This window comes from Oceaniglobus sp. K40-3, assembly GCF_055808395.1.
Map to the genome: position 1 here is coordinate 3,297,860 of NZ_CM147868.1, position 17,756 is coordinate 3,315,615.

General features: G+C 60.8%; 18 protein-coding genes and 2 pseudogenes. 14 read left to right on the plus strand and 6 right to left on the minus strand.

Going from position 1 to position 17,756, the window contains the following annotated elements; all coding sequences use genetic code 11:
- Window position 1: 1 nt before the first annotated feature.
- The 3 genes and pseudogenes from AC0L7P_RS17140 to AC0L7P_RS17150 all read right to left on the minus strand — a co-directional run bounded on the left by AC0L7P_RS17140 (window position 2) and on the right by AC0L7P_RS17150 (window position 2,044).
- Window positions 2–943, minus strand: a pseudogene (locus AC0L7P_RS17140) (PhoH family protein).
- A 235-nt stretch (window positions 944–1,178) separates the two neighbouring features.
- Complete coding sequence (locus tag AC0L7P_RS17145) at window positions 1,179–1,484, minus strand: hypothetical protein (RefSeq protein WP_473433806.1); 306 nt, start codon at window positions 1,482–1,484, stop codon at window positions 1,179–1,181.
- A gap of 11 nt (window positions 1,485–1,495) precedes the next feature.
- Window positions 1,496–2,044, minus strand: a complete 549-nt coding sequence (locus AC0L7P_RS17150) for an OmpA family protein (protein ID WP_473433807.1) — start codon at window positions 2,042–2,044, stop codon at window positions 1,496–1,498.
- 432 nt (window positions 2,045–2,476) lie between these two features.
- Here AC0L7P_RS17150 and AC0L7P_RS17155 point away from each other — a divergent pair, with 432 nt between their 5' ends.
- Window positions 2,477–2,818 carry a hypothetical protein gene (locus AC0L7P_RS17155; RefSeq protein ID WP_473433808.1) on the plus strand — a complete coding sequence of 114 codons (342 nt, stop codon included), beginning with the start codon at window positions 2,477–2,479 and terminating at the stop codon, window positions 2,816–2,818.
- Window positions 2,819–2,867: 49 nt separating this feature from the next.
- Here AC0L7P_RS17155 and miaB read toward each other — a convergent pair whose 3' ends face one another.
- Window positions 2,868–4,175 carry a tRNA (N6-isopentenyl adenosine(37)-C2)-methylthiotransferase MiaB gene (miaB, locus tag AC0L7P_RS17160; protein WP_473433809.1) on the minus strand — a complete coding sequence of 436 codons (1,308 nt, stop codon included), beginning with the start codon at window positions 4,173–4,175 and terminating at the stop codon, window positions 2,868–2,870.
- Between the two features lie 114 nt (window positions 4,176–4,289).
- Between miaB and AC0L7P_RS17165 the strand changes: the two genes are divergently transcribed.
- Both AC0L7P_RS17165 and AC0L7P_RS17170 read left to right on the plus strand, forming a co-directional pair.
- Complete coding sequence (locus tag AC0L7P_RS17165; RefSeq protein ID WP_473433810.1) at window positions 4,290–5,159, plus strand: hypothetical protein; 870 nt, start codon at window positions 4,290–4,292, stop codon at window positions 5,157–5,159.
- 78 nt (window positions 5,160–5,237) lie between these two features.
- Entirely contained in the window at window positions 5,238–5,672 is a 435-nt protein-coding gene (locus tag AC0L7P_RS17170) for a hypothetical protein (protein WP_473433811.1), read from the plus strand.
- Window positions 5,673–5,681: 9 nt separating this feature from the next.
- On the opposite strand, the gene irr is transcribed toward AC0L7P_RS17170, so the two are convergent.
- On the minus strand, window positions 5,682–6,098 hold the full coding sequence (irr, locus tag AC0L7P_RS17175) for a Fur family transcriptional regulator Irr (RefSeq protein WP_473433812.1): 417 nt from the start codon (window positions 6,096–6,098) through the stop codon (window positions 5,682–5,684).
- A 154-nt stretch (window positions 6,099–6,252) separates the two neighbouring features.
- Here irr and fabA point away from each other — a divergent pair, with 154 nt between their 5' ends.
- The 4 genes from fabA to AC0L7P_RS17195 are packed head-to-tail and all read left to right on the plus strand — an operon-like array spanning window position 6,253 to window position 9,829.
- Entirely contained in the window at window positions 6,253–6,762 is a 510-nt protein-coding gene (gene fabA / locus AC0L7P_RS17180) for a bifunctional 3-hydroxydecanoyl-ACP dehydratase/trans-2-decenoyl-ACP isomerase (protein ID WP_473433813.1), read from the plus strand.
- A 41-nt stretch (window positions 6,763–6,803) separates the two neighbouring features.
- A complete protein-coding gene (fabB, locus tag AC0L7P_RS17185; protein WP_473433814.1) occupies window positions 6,804–8,033 on the plus strand; it encodes a beta-ketoacyl-ACP synthase I in 1,230 nt (409 codons plus the stop codon).
- Window positions 8,034–8,039: 6 nt separating this feature from the next.
- Window positions 8,040–8,825, plus strand: coding sequence for an enoyl-ACP reductase FabI (locus AC0L7P_RS17190; protein WP_473433815.1), 786 nt, complete (start codon window positions 8,040–8,042; stop codon window positions 8,823–8,825).
- On the plus strand, window positions 8,825–9,829 hold the full coding sequence (locus AC0L7P_RS17195) for a serine hydrolase domain-containing protein (RefSeq protein WP_473433816.1): 1,005 nt from the start codon (window positions 8,825–8,827) through the stop codon (window positions 9,827–9,829). The genes AC0L7P_RS17190 and AC0L7P_RS17195 overlap by 1 nt, the downstream gene beginning before the upstream one ends.
- A 99-nt stretch (window positions 9,830–9,928) precedes the next feature.
- On the opposite strand, the gene AC0L7P_RS17200 is transcribed toward AC0L7P_RS17195, so the two are convergent.
- The gene (locus AC0L7P_RS17200) at window positions 9,929–10,357 is read right to left on the minus strand and encodes an FKBP-type peptidyl-prolyl cis-trans isomerase (RefSeq protein WP_473433817.1); all 429 of its coding nucleotides are present in this window, start codon (window positions 10,355–10,357) and stop codon (window positions 9,929–9,931) included.
- Between the two features lie 177 nt (window positions 10,358–10,534).
- On the opposite strand from AC0L7P_RS17200, the gene AC0L7P_RS17205 reads away from it, so the two are divergent.
- The 7 genes and pseudogenes from AC0L7P_RS17205 to AC0L7P_RS17235 all read left to right on the plus strand — a co-directional run bounded on the left by AC0L7P_RS17205 (window position 10,535) and on the right by AC0L7P_RS17235 (window position 17,750).
- Window positions 10,535–11,212: a haloacid dehalogenase type II gene (locus tag AC0L7P_RS17205; RefSeq protein ID WP_473433818.1), complete on the plus strand. Its 678-nt coding sequence runs from the start codon at window positions 10,535–10,537 to the stop codon at window positions 11,210–11,212.
- Complete coding sequence (locus AC0L7P_RS17210) at window positions 11,212–12,030, plus strand: alpha/beta fold hydrolase (protein WP_473433819.1); 819 nt, start codon at window positions 11,212–11,214, stop codon at window positions 12,028–12,030. Before AC0L7P_RS17205 ends, AC0L7P_RS17210 begins: the two co-directional genes overlap by 1 nt.
- On the plus strand, window positions 12,027–13,001 hold the full coding sequence (locus AC0L7P_RS17215) for a threonine ammonia-lyase (RefSeq protein ID WP_473433820.1): 975 nt from the start codon (window positions 12,027–12,029) through the stop codon (window positions 12,999–13,001). Before AC0L7P_RS17210 ends, AC0L7P_RS17215 begins: the two co-directional genes overlap by 4 nt.
- A gap of 15 nt (window positions 13,002–13,016) precedes the next feature.
- A complete protein-coding gene (pcaD, locus tag AC0L7P_RS17220; protein WP_473433821.1) occupies window positions 13,017–13,805 on the plus strand; it encodes a 3-oxoadipate enol-lactonase in 789 nt (262 codons plus the stop codon).
- Between the two features lie 142 nt (window positions 13,806–13,947).
- Window positions 13,948–15,039 carry a zinc-binding dehydrogenase gene (locus AC0L7P_RS17225; RefSeq protein ID WP_473433822.1) on the plus strand — a complete coding sequence of 364 codons (1,092 nt, stop codon included), beginning with the start codon at window positions 13,948–13,950 and terminating at the stop codon, window positions 15,037–15,039.
- Window positions 15,040–15,101: 62 nt separating this feature from the next.
- Window positions 15,102–16,329: pseudogene (locus tag AC0L7P_RS17230) on the plus strand (mandelate racemase/muconate lactonizing enzyme family protein).
- Window positions 16,330–16,457: 128 nt separating this feature from the next.
- On the plus strand, window positions 16,458–17,750 hold the full coding sequence (locus AC0L7P_RS17235; RefSeq protein WP_473433823.1) for an amidohydrolase family protein: 1,293 nt from the start codon (window positions 16,458–16,460) through the stop codon (window positions 17,748–17,750).
- The last annotated feature ends 6 nt before the right edge of the window (window positions 17,751–17,756 follow it).

A 17,756-nucleotide genomic window follows, 5' to 3' on the forward strand; every position in this document is an offset into this window, starting at 1 on the left:
GTCAGCCATCGGCCTCATAGGCCTCGATGATTTTTGCCACCAGCGGGTGACGCACGACATCTCTGGAGGTGAAATAGTTGAAGGCGATCCTGTCGATCCCGCTCAGCAACCGTTCGGCATCTTGCAACCCGCTTTGCACCCCGCGCGGGAGATCCACCTGCGTGCGGTCACCGGTGATGACCATGCGGCTGTTCTGGCCAAGCCGGGTCAGAAACATCTTCATCTGCATTGACGTGGCATTCTGCGCCTCGTCCAGCACCACAAAGGCGTTGGACAGGGTGCGCCCGCGCATGAAGGCCAGCGGCGCGATCTCGATCCGCTTTTCCTCCATCAGCTTGGCGGCCTGTTTGCCCGGCAGAAAATCATTCAGCGCGTCATAAAGCGGCTGCATGTAGGGATCGACCTTGTCCTTCATGTCACCGGGCAGATAGCCAAGCTTTTCGCCCGCCTCAACGGCAGGGCGGGACAGGATGATCTTGTCCACATGCCCCTCGATGAACATGTTCACGCCAACGGCCACGGCAAGATAGGTCTTGCCCGTCCCCGCCGGGCCGATGCCAAAGGCCAGCTCATTGGAAAACAAGGATTTGACATAGGCCTTCTGGGCGTCTGTACGCGGTTCGACCAGCTTTTTGCGGGTCTTGATTTCCACCCGCCCGCCGTGAATCACTTCCATCTGCTCGCCACTGCGGGCCGCAGGCTCCATGCGCAACTCTGCGTCGATGTCGCCGGTTTCAAGGGGCCTTCCCCCTCAAGCCGGGCATAAAGGGCGTGCAGAACATCAACCGCGCGGGTTTGCGCGGCAGGGTCGCCAATCACGGCCAGCACGTTGCCGCGCCGCAGGATCTGCACCTCAAGCCCCTGTTCGATCTCGCGCCAGATTGCGGTCGAATTCGCCGCACAGGTCGATCAACAGGCGATTGTCCTGAAATTCGACCAGAATTTCGCTGGTCGCGTCGTTGCCGGGTGCGGGGGTGGCGGGATAAGGCCCAAATAATGCTCCAACAGTTGGTTACACTAGGGATGGTGCCAACATGCCCGGACAGGCGCAAGGGAAAGCTGCGCCTGTCATGAAAATATCACGGGGCAATGGCCGATTATCGCCTTTTTGACCAACGCCCAGGCAATGCAAAAGGGCCGCAGCATGTGCCGCGGCCTTTTGTTTTACCTTCCCGCAATCAGATCGGATCAGGGATCGTCGTGCCCTTGTTGAAGGGGCCAACGGCGGTATTGGGTGGCCCGGCGCCCGAACACACGGGTTTGCCGTATTTATCCAGCCGCTGTGACAGATAGCCTTCGATGCCGTCGTCGATGATCCAGTGGTCACAGCCGTTCGGGTCAATCCAGATACCGGCCTTCAACTGCGACAGATCCTTGCTGTCAATGAACCGGTCCACGGATTTGTCCTGCTTGTCCAGCAATTCGTCACAACCGGCAACGCCAAGGCCGATAACAGCGAGAAGCGCGATTTTCGTGATGTTCATGACCGCTCTCCTCAGCGAATGCAGATGATTTCGACACGGCGGTTTACCGCCATGCCGGCACGGGTGCTGTTGGATGCCTTGGGCAGACGTTCACCATAACCGCGCACATCGGCAATGCGCGCGCCCACGCTTTGGGCGACCCGGGCCACCGAATTGGCGCGGTTGATCGACAGGCGCATGTTGTATTCATCCGAGGCGCGGCTGTCGGTATGCCCGGCGATGATATAGCTGGTGGCGCCCGCCGACTGAAAGAACTGTTGCAAAAGCTGGCGGCCATTGGCGCTGATCCGATAGCTGTCCGTCGCGAACAACTGATCACTGTTCATCACCGCACAGGTGTTGCCCCGCCGACAGACCGGAATACCCTGCCGGTTGGTGTGGGGCGTCATGTACCCTTCCCAGCCGTCATCCATCACCCAATGTTCACAGCCATCGGGATCGACCCAGATTCCCGGAACATACGATGCCTGCGCGGCCGCAGCACCCGCCCAGATCAGCGTCACGACCGCCACGACCGCACCACCAAGCGCGGCGCGAACGGCGTTGGAAATATTCAACACACCCTGTCTCCTTCGAAAATTACACGCGGCGGGCAATTGGCAGCACCCGCGCAGTCTTCGTCATTCTGTCATCTCAAACTCTAGCAAGTTTCACCAACTTGTGAAGCCGCATTCCGGCCTGTGCGTCAATGAAACCCGCAACATAGCGGCAAACCTGCCCGGGCTGGCAAGGGCAGCGGCGACTCTGATTCCCCGACCACCGCCAGTTGCGCCTGTCGTTGCGTCACCAATCCGACGCCTCGCGCCGCTTCGTTTCGCCTGGGGCGACAGTTGCCCACCTTCTCAAGGGTTTTCTTGCCAAACCGCTAAAATCTTCCGATAGTTTGTGACGAATGCGCGGCGGATTTGCGGCACGAGTGTGAGTCTCGCCAATCCAGCGAACAGAAGTCACGCGGCGCGCGACGGGTGAGATTTTTCAAGTGGAGTGGCGAGATGAAGAAACTGATTTTGGCTGCGGCGATTCTCGCCGCCGGAACAACAACGGCCATGGCCGGGGGCAAACACCACCATAAACACGCCTATGGCACATATACGATCAGCAATATCACGATCGTGGTCAGCTGCTATCGTGGCCCTTGGCACGAGGTGATCTGGGACCGCGCGAATCCGGTGTTCTATGATAGCCTGGTCGCGGCCGGCTATTCTCCGTCCACCGCCGATGCCGTGGGCAACCGGATCTGCCGGGATCAAAGCCTGGTGGGCAACCTGCAAAACATGATTGAAGAAGTTAAGCGCATCGTCCGCGCCGCACCGCACCACAGGGCGCACGGCTGAGCCTGCAATTCCGGCGCGGCCCCCACACGCGGGAGGGGCGCGCCGTATCTTACACCAATTCGCCACCCAGCGAATTTGGCCCGCTGTCGGTAATCCGCACCGGGGCCAGCGTTCCCACAGCCATGTCAGGCGCGTGGGCATGGACCGCGTGCAGATGATCTGATTTGCCGCCCATCTGACCGGCCTGGCGCCCGGGCTTTTCAAACAGCACATTCACCACCCGGCCCACCATGGCATCCTGAATGCTGCGTTGTTGTTGCCCCAGCAGGGCCTGCAACCGCTGCAACCGTTCGGCGGCAACAGCATCGTCAACCTGCGGACGCTCGGCCGCGGGGGTGCCGGGGCGGGTTGAATATTTGAAACTGTAACACTGGCCATATTCAACAGCCCGCACCAGCGCGAGCGTATCTTCGAAATCGGCATCGGTTTCACCGGGGAACCCGACAATGAAATCCCCCGACAGCAGAATGTCAGGCCGCGCGGCGCGAATACGCTCTATCAGCTTGATATAGCTTTGCGCGGTGTGTTTGCGGTTCATCGCCTTCAACACCTTGTCACTGCCCGATTGCACCGGCAAATGCAGATAGGGCATCAGCTTTTCGCAATCGCCATGGGCCGCGATCAGGGCATCGTCCATATCGTTGGGGTGCGATGTGGTATAGCGAATCCGCGCCAGCCCGTCGATGGCATCCAGATCACGGATCAACCCGGCCAGCCCGCCGGCGTGCCCGTGATAGGCGTTCACATTCTGACCCAGCAGGGTGATTTCACGCACCCCCCGTTCGACCAGATCGCGCGCCTCGTCCAGCACCTTTGCAGCGGGGCGCGACACTTCGGCGCCCCGGGTATAGGGCACCACGCAGAAGGCGCAAAACTTGTCGCACCCTTCCTGCACCGTCAGAAACGCGCTTGGCGCACGGGCCGCCTTGGGCCGCGCCTTGAGGTGGGTAAACTTGTCTTCTTCAGGAAAATCCGTGTCCAGCGCCCGTTCGCCCCGCCCCAATGCCTCTTCCATCTCTGGCAGACGGTGATAGCTCTGCGGCCCCACCACCAGATCGACCAGCGGCGCGCGGCGCATGATTTCTTCGCCCTCGGCCTGAGCGACACAGCCCGCCACGCCGATTTTCAAATCCGGGCGCGCGGTTTTCAGCGGTTTCATGCGGCCCAGTTCGGAATATACCTTCTCGGCGGCTTTTTCGCGAATATGACAGGTGTTCAGCAGGATCATATCGGCATCATCGGCCCGGTCGGTGGTGACATACCCCTGCCCGCCCAACGCCTCGGCCATACGTTCGCTGTCATAGACATTCATCTGACACCCGTAGGTCTTGATAAACAGCTTTTTCGCCTCGCCCATAGTACCGGTCCTGCACTGAATTCCCAAGGGCGCGTCCTATCTGATTGCTGCGCCGCTTGCAATCCGACGCCGTTTCAGCCGATTTTAACATCGTTGCTCAAAGATAGGCGGACCATGGGTTTTGCATCACTGAAAGATTTTGCCACCCGGGGCGGCGCCGCCCTTGGGACAGGCCCCATCGCCCTGATCGTTGCCGAAGATCTGGTTGAGGTGGAAAGCACCCTGCGCCATCACATCAACCGGGGGTTTGGCGCCATCATCCTGTTTGCCCTGCCCGAATGCACCCTGCCCGCCGATCTGGAAAAAACCGTGCTGCGGGTCGATTTCAACACCAAGGCGCAAAATGCCGGTGTCGAGGCGGTGAACACCGTGATCACAATGGCGCCGGGGCGCTGGATTTATTATTGTTTCAACGCCGAATACCTGTTCCACCCCTTCACCGAATCCCGCAGCGTGAATGAAATGCTGACCTTCCATGCGGAAGAACGCCGCGACGCGATGCTGACCTATGTAATCGACCTTTACGCAGGCGACCTGACCACCCACCCGGATGCCGTGGCCATCAACGATGCCTGGCTCGACAAATCCGGCTATTACGCCCTGGCGCGCGGCAACCCCGATGATGGCTGGCGCCCGCTGGAGCGGCAGTTGGATTTCTTCGGCGGATTGCGCTGGCGGTTTGAGGAGCACATTCCGTGGAAAAAGCGCAAGATCGACCGGATTTCCCTGTTCCGCGCCAAACCGGGCCTGAAACTGCACCCCGATTTCACCCTGAACGACGCCGAAATGAACACATTCGCCTGCCCCTGGCACAACAACCTTACCGCAACCATCTGTTCGTTCCGCACCGCCAAAGCCCTGCGCGCCAACCCCGGAAGCATGCATGAAATAGACAACTTCCGCTGGCGCAACTCGGTCGCCTTTTCGTGGCAATCCCAGCAGTTACTGGATTTGGGCCTGATGGAACCGGGCCAGTGGTTTTGAAGGGCGCCCATCTATCATTGAATCTCGCAAGAAATTATCCTTTACTTGTGAGGATTTATCTGCACTGAGGATTTTACAATGAAGCTTATGGGAGAATTCAAAGGGCTGACGTTTACCCAAGCTCAACTTTTTCTGTCCGGCGAAGAATGTGCTGCGGTTGCCAAGGATTTTTGGGGCACCACCAGCATTGGCCCCGATCAGTTCACCGATCGTGATCGCGCATTCATCCAAGCTGCCCTGCTTATCGCGATCGATAAAAGCGAAAAGGCGGGCTATCTTTTCGACGTATGGTCATCATTCATGTCTGTCGCGCCGTCACACTCGGTTCAAAAGCTGGTGAAGGATCTGGCCAAACGAACGGCGAAACGCTGGTTCAAGACGATCATCGACGACACGCCAAAGATCAGCGCCGTCGGAAAATCTGCTGTTCAATACAGCCAGTTCACCAGTGAATGGCGCGTGCGCGTGGGCACGAATGACAGTTCGATGCTTTCGAATTTCCTGTCGCCATAGGGTGGCCCCTCAAACCCGCCGCAACCGGATCACCACATCCACCTTGGAAATCTCTGTCCCCTCCGGGGCCTCGGGCAATGCGCATATTTCCAAGGCATCGGCGGGGGCATCGGTCAAACGCCCGGTGTCTTCCCAGTAAAAATGCGGGTGGTCGTCCATGCGGGTATCGAAATAGGATTTGGAGCCGTCCACCGTCACTTCTTGCATCAATCCCGCATCGCAGAAGGCGCGCAGGGTGTTGTAAACCGTGGCCAGCGACACTGCCTCGCCCGAAGTTGAGGCCGCCGCGAACAGGCTTTCGGCCGTGACGTGGCGGTTTTGCCCGTCGCCCACCAACAGCGCCGCCAACGAAACGCGCTGGCGTGTCGGGCGCAGTTCGGCCTTGGCCAGCCAATGGGTGCCTCTGGTGATTGCATCGGTGTTCATAAATCTGTCCGCTCCCTTACCCCACATATAATAGCGCCACGGCCACTGTTTCAATTGCAAATCCTGTAATCCATGGCGCGCATCAGGGTTGCCAGCCTGCGATGGGGGGTGATATGTCCTGCTACCGGACTGATAACACTGCAAGGGGCGCCAGATGGCCGAGTATCCGACCACCTTTAACAAGGACGACCTTCTGAAATGCGCCCGGGGCGAATTGTTTGGCCCCGGCAATGCGCAACTGCCCCTGCCGCCCATGCTGATGATGGACCGGATCACCGATATTTCCGCCGATGGCGGTGCCAATGGCAAGGGCCATGTGGTGGCCGAATTCGACATCACCCCCGATCTGTGGTTTTTCGAGTGTCACTTTCCCGGCAACCCGATCATGCCCGGCTGTCTGGGCCTTGACGGGCTGTGGCAGTTGACCGGCTTCAACCTTGGCTGGCGCGGCTGGCAGGGTCAGGGCATGGCGCTGGGTGTGGGCGAGGTGAAACTCACCGGGATGGTCAAACCCGACCGCAAGATGCTGACCTATCACATTGATTTTACCCGGGTCATTGACAGGCGGTTGAAAATGGGTGTGGCCGATGGCCGGGTTGTGGCCGATGGCGAAGAGATTTATGCCGTCAAGGATATGAAGGTGGGTCTGGCCACCGCCACCTGAAAGGAGCCGCCAATGCGCCGCGTCAAACCCGAGGTTTGCCCATGAGACGAGTCGTCGTCACCGGATTGGGAATTGTCTCATCCATCGGAAACAACGCCGAAGAGGTGCTTGCCTCTCTGAAATCAGGCACATCGGGGATCGTCGCCAGCCCCGAGATGGCCGAAAATGGGTTCCGCAGCCGCATCGCCGGCACGCTGAAAATCGACCCCGCCGAACATGTGGACAAACGCACCCTGCGGTTCATGGGGCCGGGGGCGGCCTATGCCCATATCGCCATGTCACAGGCGATTGCCGATGCCGGACTTGCGGAAAGCGATGTCGTCAACCCGCGTACGGGCCTTGTGGCCGGGTCGGGCGGACCAAGCACCAGCGCCATGTTCGCCGCCCATCAGACGGTTCTGAAAACCGAGGCGACCAAGCGGATCGGCCCCTTTGCCGTGCCAAAATGCATGTCCTCGACGATTTCCGCCAACCTTTCGACGGCGTTCAAGATCAAGGGCATCAATTATTCCATCACCTCTGCTTGTTCCACCTCGCTGCATTGTATTGGCAACGCGGCGGAACAGATCATGATGGGCAAACAGGACGTGATGTTCGCGGGCGGCGGAGAAGAACTGGACTGGACCCTGTCCTGCCTGTTCGATGCCATGGGCGCCATGAGCAGCAAATACAACGACACCCCCGAGCGCGCGAGCCGTGCCTTTGACGCCGGGCGCGACGGGTTCGTGATTTCCGGTGGCGGCGGCATTGTCGTGCTTGAGGAATTGGAACACGCCAAGGCGCGGGGCGCGAAAATCTATGCCGAGGTGACAGGATATGCCGCCACATCCGACGGCCATGACATGGTTGCGCCATCGGGCGAGGGCGGCGAACGCGCCATGCGCATCGCCCTGCAAACCCTGCCCGAGGGGCGCAAAGTGGGTTATATCAACGCCCACGGCACCAGTACCCCGGTGGGCGATGTGGGCGAAATCGAGGCCGTGCGCCGGGTGTTCGGCGCCGGCACAACGCCCCCCGTCAGCAGCACGAAATCCATGACCGGCCACGCCCAGGGGGCCGCCGGCGCGCTTGAGGCAATCTTTTGCCTGTTGATGCTGCGCGATGATTTCATCGCCCCCTCGATCAATGTCGAAACCCTTGATCCGGCCCTGAAACCGGATGAGATTGCGACGGTGCGGGTGGATAACGCGGGCCTTGATACGGTCATGACCAACAGCTTTGGCTTTGGTGGAACGAATGGTTCAATGCTATTGTCGAAATTTCACGGATAAGCACAAATGTTTGATCTCAAGGGAAAACGCGGCCTGATCATGGGCGTGGCCAATGACCGCTCCATCGCCTGGGGCATCGCCCGTGCCATGGCCGGGGCGGGGGCGGAACTCGCGTTCTCTTACCAGGGCGAGGCATTTGGCAAACGGGTGCAGCCCCTGGCCGCGTCCGTGGGCAGTGACATTCTGATTGATGTGGATGTCACCGATGATGCCTCGATGGATGGCGCCTTTGCCCAGTTGAAAGACACATGGGGGACCATGGATTTCCTCGTTCATGCCATCGCCTTTTCCGACAAGAATGAATTGACGGGCCGGTTCATCAACACCAGCCGCGCCAATTTCCAAAACTCGCTGACGATCTCTTGTTACAGTTTCATCGACGTCGCCAAACGTGCGTCTGAAATGATGCCCGATGGCGGCACCCTGCTGACGCTTACCTATCAGGGCAGCAACCGGGTGACGCCGTTTTACAACGTCATGGGCGTGGCCAAAGCGGCGCTGGAATCTTCGGTGCGCTATCTGGCCAACGATCTGGGGCGCGATGGCATTCGGGTGAACGCCATTTCACCGGGGCCGATGAAAACCCTTGCCGGGGCGGCCATCGGCGGGGCGCGCAAGACGTTCAAACACACCGATACCAACGCCCCACTGGGCACCAACGCCACACTTGAGGCCGTGGGCGGCACTGCCGTCTATCTGGCGTCCGAGGCGGGCGCCTGTACCACCGGTGAAATTGTGCGCGTTGATGGCGGGTATCATGTGTTGGGAATGCCCCAGCCCGAAAACCTCTGATGCGATGCGGCCTGAGCCGCCGCAACGCACTGGCCCTGCTGGGGGCGGGCATCGCCTTGCCCGCCCGCGCCACCCCCCGCTTTGACGATGCCTTTACCCTCGCGCGTGAGGTGGAACAGCTTCATTCCCTGCTGATCGCCGTGGATGGGCAAATCATTGACGCCCGCGCCTTTCGCGGCCCCGATCTGGAAACCCCGGTCAACGTCAAATCTGTCAGCAAGACGCTGCTCTCCACCCTTGCGGGAGCAGCGCTGCAAAAGGGTGAAATTCCGGCGTTGGATTCCCCGGTTGCACCATATCTCAAACGTCTGATTCCCCGGCGCGCCGACAAACGGGTGCGCCAGATCACGGTGGAAAACCTGCTGGCCATGCAATCGGGCCTCACACCTTATGCGGGGGCAAGTTATGGGGGCTGGGTGTCGGGAAAACACTGGGTTTTCGACGCGCTTGAGGCGCCGATGCTGGCCGATCCGGGCACCACGCGGCTGTATTCCACCGCCAACACCCATATTCTGGGCGTTGTTCTGGCCAATGCCGCCGGTAAAACCCTTCTGGAACTGGCGAACGAACGCATTGGCGATCCGCTCGACATTGCGTTTTCGGGTTGGACGCAAGACCCGCAGGGGTTTTACCTTGGTGGCAATGACATGCGAATTTCGCCCATGGGCATGTTCCGCTTTGGCGAGGCCTATCGCACCGGGGGGACATGGCAGGACGAAACCCTGACCACCCCCGATTGGATCGAAACCTGCTGGCAGCCGCGCACCATGGCGGATGTGCCGGGCCATCAATACGGGCTGACGTGGTTTTTATGGGATGTGGATGGGGTGCGGGTGAATTATGCGCGCGGCTATGGCGGGCAGATGATCTATGTGGTGCCAGAGCGTAAACTGACGGTCTGCATCACCTCTGACTCGGGCAAACCAGCCACCGTAGCGGGCCACCTGAAAACTCTGCACGCGCTGTTTTCCGGCGTCATCCTGCCCGTCACCTGCCCCACCTGAACGGGGTATGAAAAAGCCGGGGCAGCAAAACCACCCCGGCCATCAATTGCACAAACCAAACATTTTCGCGCCGATCATCGGCGCAAACAGCATGGTTTCTTACGAAATTTCAACAATCGACACGGCAAAGGTCAGATCCTTGCCTGCCAGCGGATGGTTGGCATCAATCGTGACCGCCTCTTCGTTCACCTCGGCGATCACCACCGGCAATGTCTGGCCTTCGGGCGTCTGCACCTGAAGCTGGGTGCCCACTTCGGCAGGAATATGATCGGGGAATTGTGCGCGTGGCACCGACTGCACCCGCTCGGGGTGATGGGCGCCATAAGCTTCGTCGGCGGGGATCGTCACGGTCTTTTCCTCACCCGGCGCCATGCCGGTCACAGCGGCATCAAGCCCCGGAATGATCTGCCCCGAGCCAAGCTCGAATTGCAGCGGGTCGCGCCCTTCGGAACTGTCGAACACCGTTCCATCCTCAAGCGAGCCGGTATAGTGCATCTGGATCGTGTTGCCTGCGGTTGCAGTGGCCATGATGTGTCCTTCCTCTATAAAACTAAAGGCGCGCCGGGGTCGGCGCGCCAATTTCCCGCGCAACCTGCCAAACCATACGGTCCAAGTAAACCCCGCCCCCCTACACTTTCTTTCACGCTCTTTCCCTTGGCGCAAAGCTGTGCGACGGTCGCACCAACGCGAACAACGGGGGCATCCATGGCCATCACCACCTGTATCTTTGACGCCTATGGCACGCTCTTTGATGTGACCGCCGCCGCCCGGGCGGCAGCAGAGGAACCGGGCAACGGGGTGCTGCGCATGACGTGGCAAAAGCTGGCCACCGACTGGCGCGACAAGCAATTGCAATACACCTGGCTGCGCGCCATCACCGGCGACCACTGCGATTTCTGGCAGGTCACCTGCGATGGTCTGGACTGGGCGCTTGAGGCCGCAAAGATCGACGACCCCGCCCTGCGCGAACGGCTGCTTGCACTGTATTGGGAGCTGGATTCCTATCCCGAGGTGCCCGACATGCTGGGTGCGTTGAAATCCGCCGGGCTGAACACTGCGATCCTGTCCAACGGATCACCCGAAATGCTGGCCGGGGCCGTCAACTCTGCCGATATTGGCGGGTTGCTTGATGATACCTTGTCGGTGGAATCCGTGGGCGTGTTCAAACCGGATGCGCGGGTTTATGATTTGGTTGGCCAACGCTTTGGCTGCCCCCGCGATCAGGTGTTGTTTGTCTCGTCCAACGGCTGGGATGCGGCGGGCGCGGCGCACTATGGGTTCACCACAGCGTGGGTCAACCGCGCGGGCGCCCCGGTTGACCGCCTGCCGGCAACGCCGCACCATATCTTGTCCGATCTGGCCGCCATCCCGGGGCTGATCTGATGGGGCGGTTCACCACATCCGATGGCGTTGCGCTGCATTATGACGATCACGGCAGCGGCCCGCCGATCCTGTGCCTTGCCGGGCTTACCCGCAACGCCACCGATTTCGATTACGTCCTGCCTCACCTGAGTGATAACAGGTTGATCCGGCTTGATTATCGGGGGCGTGGCCGTTCCGCCCGCGCGCCGTGGCAAAGCTATACGATCCCGGTCGAGGCGCGGGATGCTCTGGAACTTCTCGATCATCTGGGCCTTGAGAAAACCGCTGTCCTTGGCACTTCGCGCGGCGGGCTTATCGCCATGTTTCTGGCCGCCACGGCGCGCGACCGCCTGACCGGTGTGGCCCTCAACGATATCGGCCCCGAAATCGCGCCCGCCGGGCTTGCGGCAATAAAGGGCTATCTCGGGCGCAATCCGGCGGCAAAAACCCACGCCGAGGCCGCCGACCTCATGGCGCAACGAATGAGCGGCTTTGCCAATGTCCCGCCCACCCGCTGGGCCGAAGAGGCGGCAAAGCACTATATCGCCACCGCCGAGGGCCTGACCATCAATTACGATCCGGCGCTGGCCCGCACCATGGACGATTCCGGCGCACAGCCCACGCCCGATCTGTGGCCATTGTTCGACGCGATGAACGGTCTGCCCCTGGCGCTGATCCGGGGCGCGAACTCGGATTTACTCAGCCCCGAAACAGCCGCCGAAATGCGCCGCCGCCGCCCCGACATGATTTTCACCGAAGTGCCGGATCGCGGCCATATCCCCTTTCTTGATGAACCCGAGGCCCTTGCCGCCCTGCACGACTGGACAACCCACCTATGAACATCGACATGATCACTGCCGCCGCCGAACGGGCGCGCGGCCATATCCGGCGCACGCCCCTGCTCAGCTCGCCCTTTCTGGACGATATCGCCGGGCGGCGGGTGCTGGTAAAACCCGAATGCCTGCAACACACCGGCAGCTTCAAGGCGCGCGGCGCATGGTCTGCCGTTTCCGCACTGGACCCGGCCCAACGCGCGGCAGGGGTTATCGCGTTTTCATCCGGCAATCACGCCCAGGGGGTGGCCCATGCGGCGCGCGAACATGGCACCTCGGCCGTGATCATCATGCCCTCGGATGCACCAAAGACGAAAATCGACAACACCCGCGCGCTCGGGGCCGAGGTGGTGCTGTACGACCGCGCCACCGAAGACCGCGATGAAATCGGCACGCGCATGGCCGACGAACGTGGGTTGTCCCTGATCAAACCCTTCGATGATCCACAGGTGATCGCAGGTCAGGGCACCACCGGCCTTGAGATCGCCGAACAGGCGGCGGCGGTGGGGGTGAACACCGCCGATGTGCTGGTTTGCTGCGGCGGTGGCGGGCTTACCTCGGGCATTGCCCTGGCGCTTGAGGCGCATGCCCCCGGCCTGCGCGCCCGCCCGACCGAACCCGAAGGGTTTGACGATGCCGCGCGGTCGCTGGCCAGCGGTGCGATCCAGCGCAATGATCGATTGTCCGGGTCGATTTGCGATGCGATCATCACCCCGCAACCCGGCAACCTGACCTTTCCGATCATGCTGCGTCTGTGCGGCCCGGGCCTGAGCGTGACCGAGGATCAGGCGCTGCACGCCATGGCGCTCGCCTTTCAACGGCTGAAACTGGTACTTGAACCAGGGGGCGCCGTTGCCTTGGCGGCGGCCCTGTTCCACCCTGAACAGATTGCGGGCGATGCTGTTGTCGCCGTGGCGTCCGGGGGCAATGTGGATGCCGACATCTTTGCCACCGCCCTGTCCCGCTTTGCCCTCTGACCAAAGGATCGCCCGATGCCCATCGCCGCCCTGCCGGACCTGAACCTGCATTACCGCCTTGATGGCCCCGAAAAAGGGCCGGTGGTGGTATTTTCCAACTCGCTCGGCACCGATCTGCGGCTGTGGGATCCGATCCTGCCCCATCTGCCCGATACCCTGCGCGTTTTGCGCTATGACAAACGCGGCCACGGGTTAAGCGATGCGCCTGACGCGCCCTATCACATGGGCGCTTTGGTGACGGATGCGGAACGGCTGCTCGACCATCTGCAAATCCGCGATTGCGTCTTCGTCGGCCTGTCAATCGGCGGAATGATCGCGCAGGGCTTGGCGGTGAAACGACTCGACCTCGTGCGTGCCATGGTGCTGTCCAACACCGCCGCGCGGATCGGCACTGCTGCCATGTGGGAGGACCGGATCGCCGCCGTCAGACAGGGCGGGATCGAGGCATTGGCCGACGGCACCATGGAGCGTTGGTTTTCTGCCGCCTTCCGCGCCACCCCTGACCTGTTGGAATGGCGTCACATGCTGACCCGCACCCCTGCGCAGGGCTATACCGGCTGTTGTGCGGCCATTTCGGGCAGTGATTTCCTGACCACCACGGCCAGTCTTACCCTGCCCACACTGGCCATCGCAGGCAGTGAAGACGGCGCAACGCCCCCGGATATGGTGCGCGAAACCGCCGCGTTGATCCGCGGCAGCCAGTTTCACCTGATCCGGGGGGCGGGCCACCTGCCCTGCGTGGAAAAGCCTGCCGAATTCGCCCAGATCCTCAGTGCGTTTCTAGCCTCCATTGGCCATGTCTGAGCACAGGTTTCACATGGGCGGGAACATCTGCCCCGAAATGCCTGGATTGTCGCAAAACCCATATTTTCGCCCTGGCTAAAGGCCAGATGCGGCCCGAAATGTCATTTATTCTCAAGTCCCACCCAAATCACAGGAGCCGCAAATGCCACAGATCATGGCCGCCGTCTGTCACCGCTTCGGCGCCCCGCTCTCTGTTGAAACCGTTGATCTGCGCGCGCCTGTCGGTCGCGAGATTGAAGTCACGCTTGCCGCCGTTGCGATCTGTCATTCGGATATTTCCTATGCCGAGGGCGCCTGGGGCGGCACCCTGCCCGCCGTCTATGGCCACGAGGCCGCAGGCCGGATCACCGCCCTTGGGCCAGAGGCCCGGGGCTATGCCCTGAACCAGCCGGTGATCGCCACACTGATCCGTGCCTGTGGCACCTGCGTGCCCTGCGCCACCGGATCGCCCGTGGCCTGCGCCACACCTCACCCCGATCACGGCCCCCTGTCCCTGCCTGACGGCACGGCGCTGCATCAGGCCATGGCCTGCGGGGCCTTCGCAGAAAAGGTGGTGGTGGATGTGAGCCAGATTGCCGCGATCCCCGAAGAAATGCCCATGGACGCGGCTTCGCTGTTGTCCTGCGGGGTGATCACCGGGGTCGGTGCCGTGGTCAACACCGCCCGCCTGCGCCCGGGTCAGGATGTGGTGGTCATTGGGGCGGGCGGCGTCGGCCTGAACGCCATTCAGGGCGCCCGCATCGCCGGCGCGCGGCGCATCGTTGCGGTGGACATGAGCGCCGAAAAGCTCGACATCGCCCGCAGTTTTGGCGCGACCGACGCCATCCTGGCGACCGATCCGGCCCCTTGGGCGGCAATGGCGCAGTCCATCGGTCGGCTGGCCGACGCGGTGATCGTCACCGTGGGCGTCGGGGCGGCCTATGCCACAGCGCCAAACTACCTTGCGCGAGGGGGGCGGATTGTGATGGTCGGGATGCCGCCATCGGGCCAGTTGACCGAAATCGACCCGGGTACCATGGCCGCCTATGGCCAGGGCGCAGTGGGGTCTAAAATGGGCGATGTGGTGCTGGCCCGGGATATACCGTGGATGGTGGATCTTTATCGTCAGGGGCGGCTGAAACTTGACGAACTGATTTCAGGCCGTTGGTCCCTGTCGCAGATCAACGAAGCGATCGCCGATACAAAAACCGGGGCGGCCCGGCGGAATGTTATAATTCTGCAAGATTATTCATAGAACGAAACAGCTCACCCCCCTGAATTGTCCGTATTGTATAAGTCACGCAAAGGGATCAGCCGATGAAACTCACCGATCTGGACATCATCGTCACCGCCCCCGGCGCCCGGCTGGGGCGGGCGATACTGGATTCTGGTCAAAGTCACGACCGATACCGGTATCATCGGGTGGGGCGAATGTTACGCCTCTTCGGTTGGTCCCGAGGCCATGCAACATGTGATCCAAGACGTGTTCGCGCGCCACATGGCCGGGGAAAACCCCGAAAATGTCGAACTCATGTTCCGCCGGGTGTTTTCGTCAGGTTTCACCCAACGCCCCGATCTGACCGTTATGGGCGCCTTTTCGGGGCTGGAAATCGCCTGCTGGGATATTCTGGGCAAAGATCGTGATCGCCCGGTTCATGCCTTGCTTGGTGGGCGGGTCAACGACCGCATTCGCGCCTATACCTACCTCTATCCTCTTGAAAACCATAAACTCCCCGCATTCTGGAACGCCCCGGATCAAGCGGCCGAAGCTGCCGCAGATTGTGTTGCGCGTGGCTATACGGCTGTTAAATTCGATCCCGCCGGCCCCTATACCATTCGCACAGGCCATCAACCCGCCCTGTCGGATATTGCGCGTTCGGTCGCCTTTTGCGATGCCATCCGCAACGCCGTCGGCACCCGCGCCGATCTGTTGTTCGGAACCCATGGTCAATTCAACACCCACGGGGCCATCCGGCTGGGCCGCGCCATCGCACCGTTTGATCCCTTGTGGTTCGAAGAGCCGATACCGCCTGATAATATCGCGGAATTCCAGAGGGTTGCCAATTCCGTTGGCATTCCCATCGCCAGCGGGGAACGCCACACCACCAAGGTGGAATTCGCCGCCCTTCTGCGCGCCGGTGTCAAAATCCTGCAACCGGCCCTTGGCCGTGCGGGCGGCATTTGGGAGGCGAAAAAAATCGCCATCCTGGCCGAACCGTGGAACGCCGAACTGGCGCCACATCTTTATGCAGGGCCAGTGGAATGGGCGGCGAATATCCAGCTGGCGGCAAGTATTCCCAATCTTCTGATGTGCGAGACCATCGAAACACCGTTCCACAGTGCATTGATAAAAAACGCTATTTCCGTTGATAATGGGTTCATCACACCGCCAACCGCCCCCGGTCTCGGCATCGAAGTGGACGAAGCCCTGGCCCGCGCGCACCCCTATCGTGGCAGTGATCTGCATCTTCAGACGCAAGAGGCACCCTGCGATTATCAGGGCGAAAACCTGTTCGAAGGCGGTGCCCCGGCCCCCCACGATTAGACAGCGCCTAATTTTCAGGCATCGCCCGCGCTCTGGGCAGTTTTCCCGCCGCAATTCGCTGTGCAGAGTCCAACTTGCCAAATTTGTCTGTATGGTCAAATTGATGATGATTCACACGAGCGGCTTCAATGTTTGACCTGATCCTGCGCAACGCCACCCTGCCAGATGACCGGGCCGGCATGGATATTGGTATCAAATCTGGAAAAATAACTGCTTTGGAGCAGTCTCTTGGCGGTGAAGCCCAAGATGTGATCGACTGTGCGGGCCAACTGGTTACACCGCCTTTTGTCGATTCCCATTTCCATATGGACGCCACGCTTTCGCTGGGAATGCCCCGGATGAATCTCAGCGGGACGTTGCTGGAAGGGATCGCCTTGTGGGGCGAACTGAAACCGCAACTGACCGTTGATGCCATGGTTGAACGTGCCTTGCGCTATTGCGATCTGGCCGTGTCGCGGGGGCTGTTGGCGATCCGCAGCCATGTGGATGTATCCGACCCGACCCTGCGCACCGCAACGGCGATGCTGGAGGTGCAAGAGCGGGTAAAACCCTATATAGATCTGCAACTTGTGGCTTTCCCCCAGGATGGATACCTGCGCAGCCCCGGTGCGGTTGACCTGCTGGAACGCAGCCTTGATATGGGGTTGAACATCGTCGGCGGTATTCCCCATTTCGAACGGACCATGGGCGATGGCGCCGAAAGCGTGGAACGCCTGTGCCGCATTGCCGCCGACCGGGGCCTGCCCGTGGATATGCATTGCGACGAATCCGACGACCCGATGTCGCGCCACATCGAAACGCTGGCGCAACAGACTGTGCGTTTCGGATTGCAGGGGCGCGTGGCCGGAAGCCATCTGACATCGATGCATTCCATGGACAATTACTATGTCTCGAAACTGATCGCCCTGATGGCTGAGGCCGACATTCAGGTGATCGCCAACCCGTTGATAAACATCACCCTTCAGGGCCGCCACGACACATATCCGAAACGTAGGGGGCAAACCCGTGTGCCGGAGTTGATGGCGGCGGGGCTGAATGTGTCGTTCGGCCATGATTGCGTGATGGACCCGTGGTATTCCATGGGCTCGGGCGACATGCTGGAAGTGGCAAGCATGGGGTTGCATGTGGCGCAGATGACCTCGCGCGCCGCAATCCGGCAGGCGTTTGACGCGGTTACGGCCAACCCGGCGCGGGCCATGGGCCTGCCCGGCTATGGAATCGCCGTGGGAAATCCCGCCGATATGGTGCTGTTGCAGGCACAAAACACGATCGAGGCGATCCGCCTGCGCCCCACGCGCCTGACGGTCATCAAAGGCGGCAAACTGATCGCCCAAAGCGCGCCCCAGATCAGTACACTGCGTCTGAATGGGCGACCAGATCAGGTAAACCCGGCAAGTTATGCCCCCAAAAATACAGAATAAACAGGG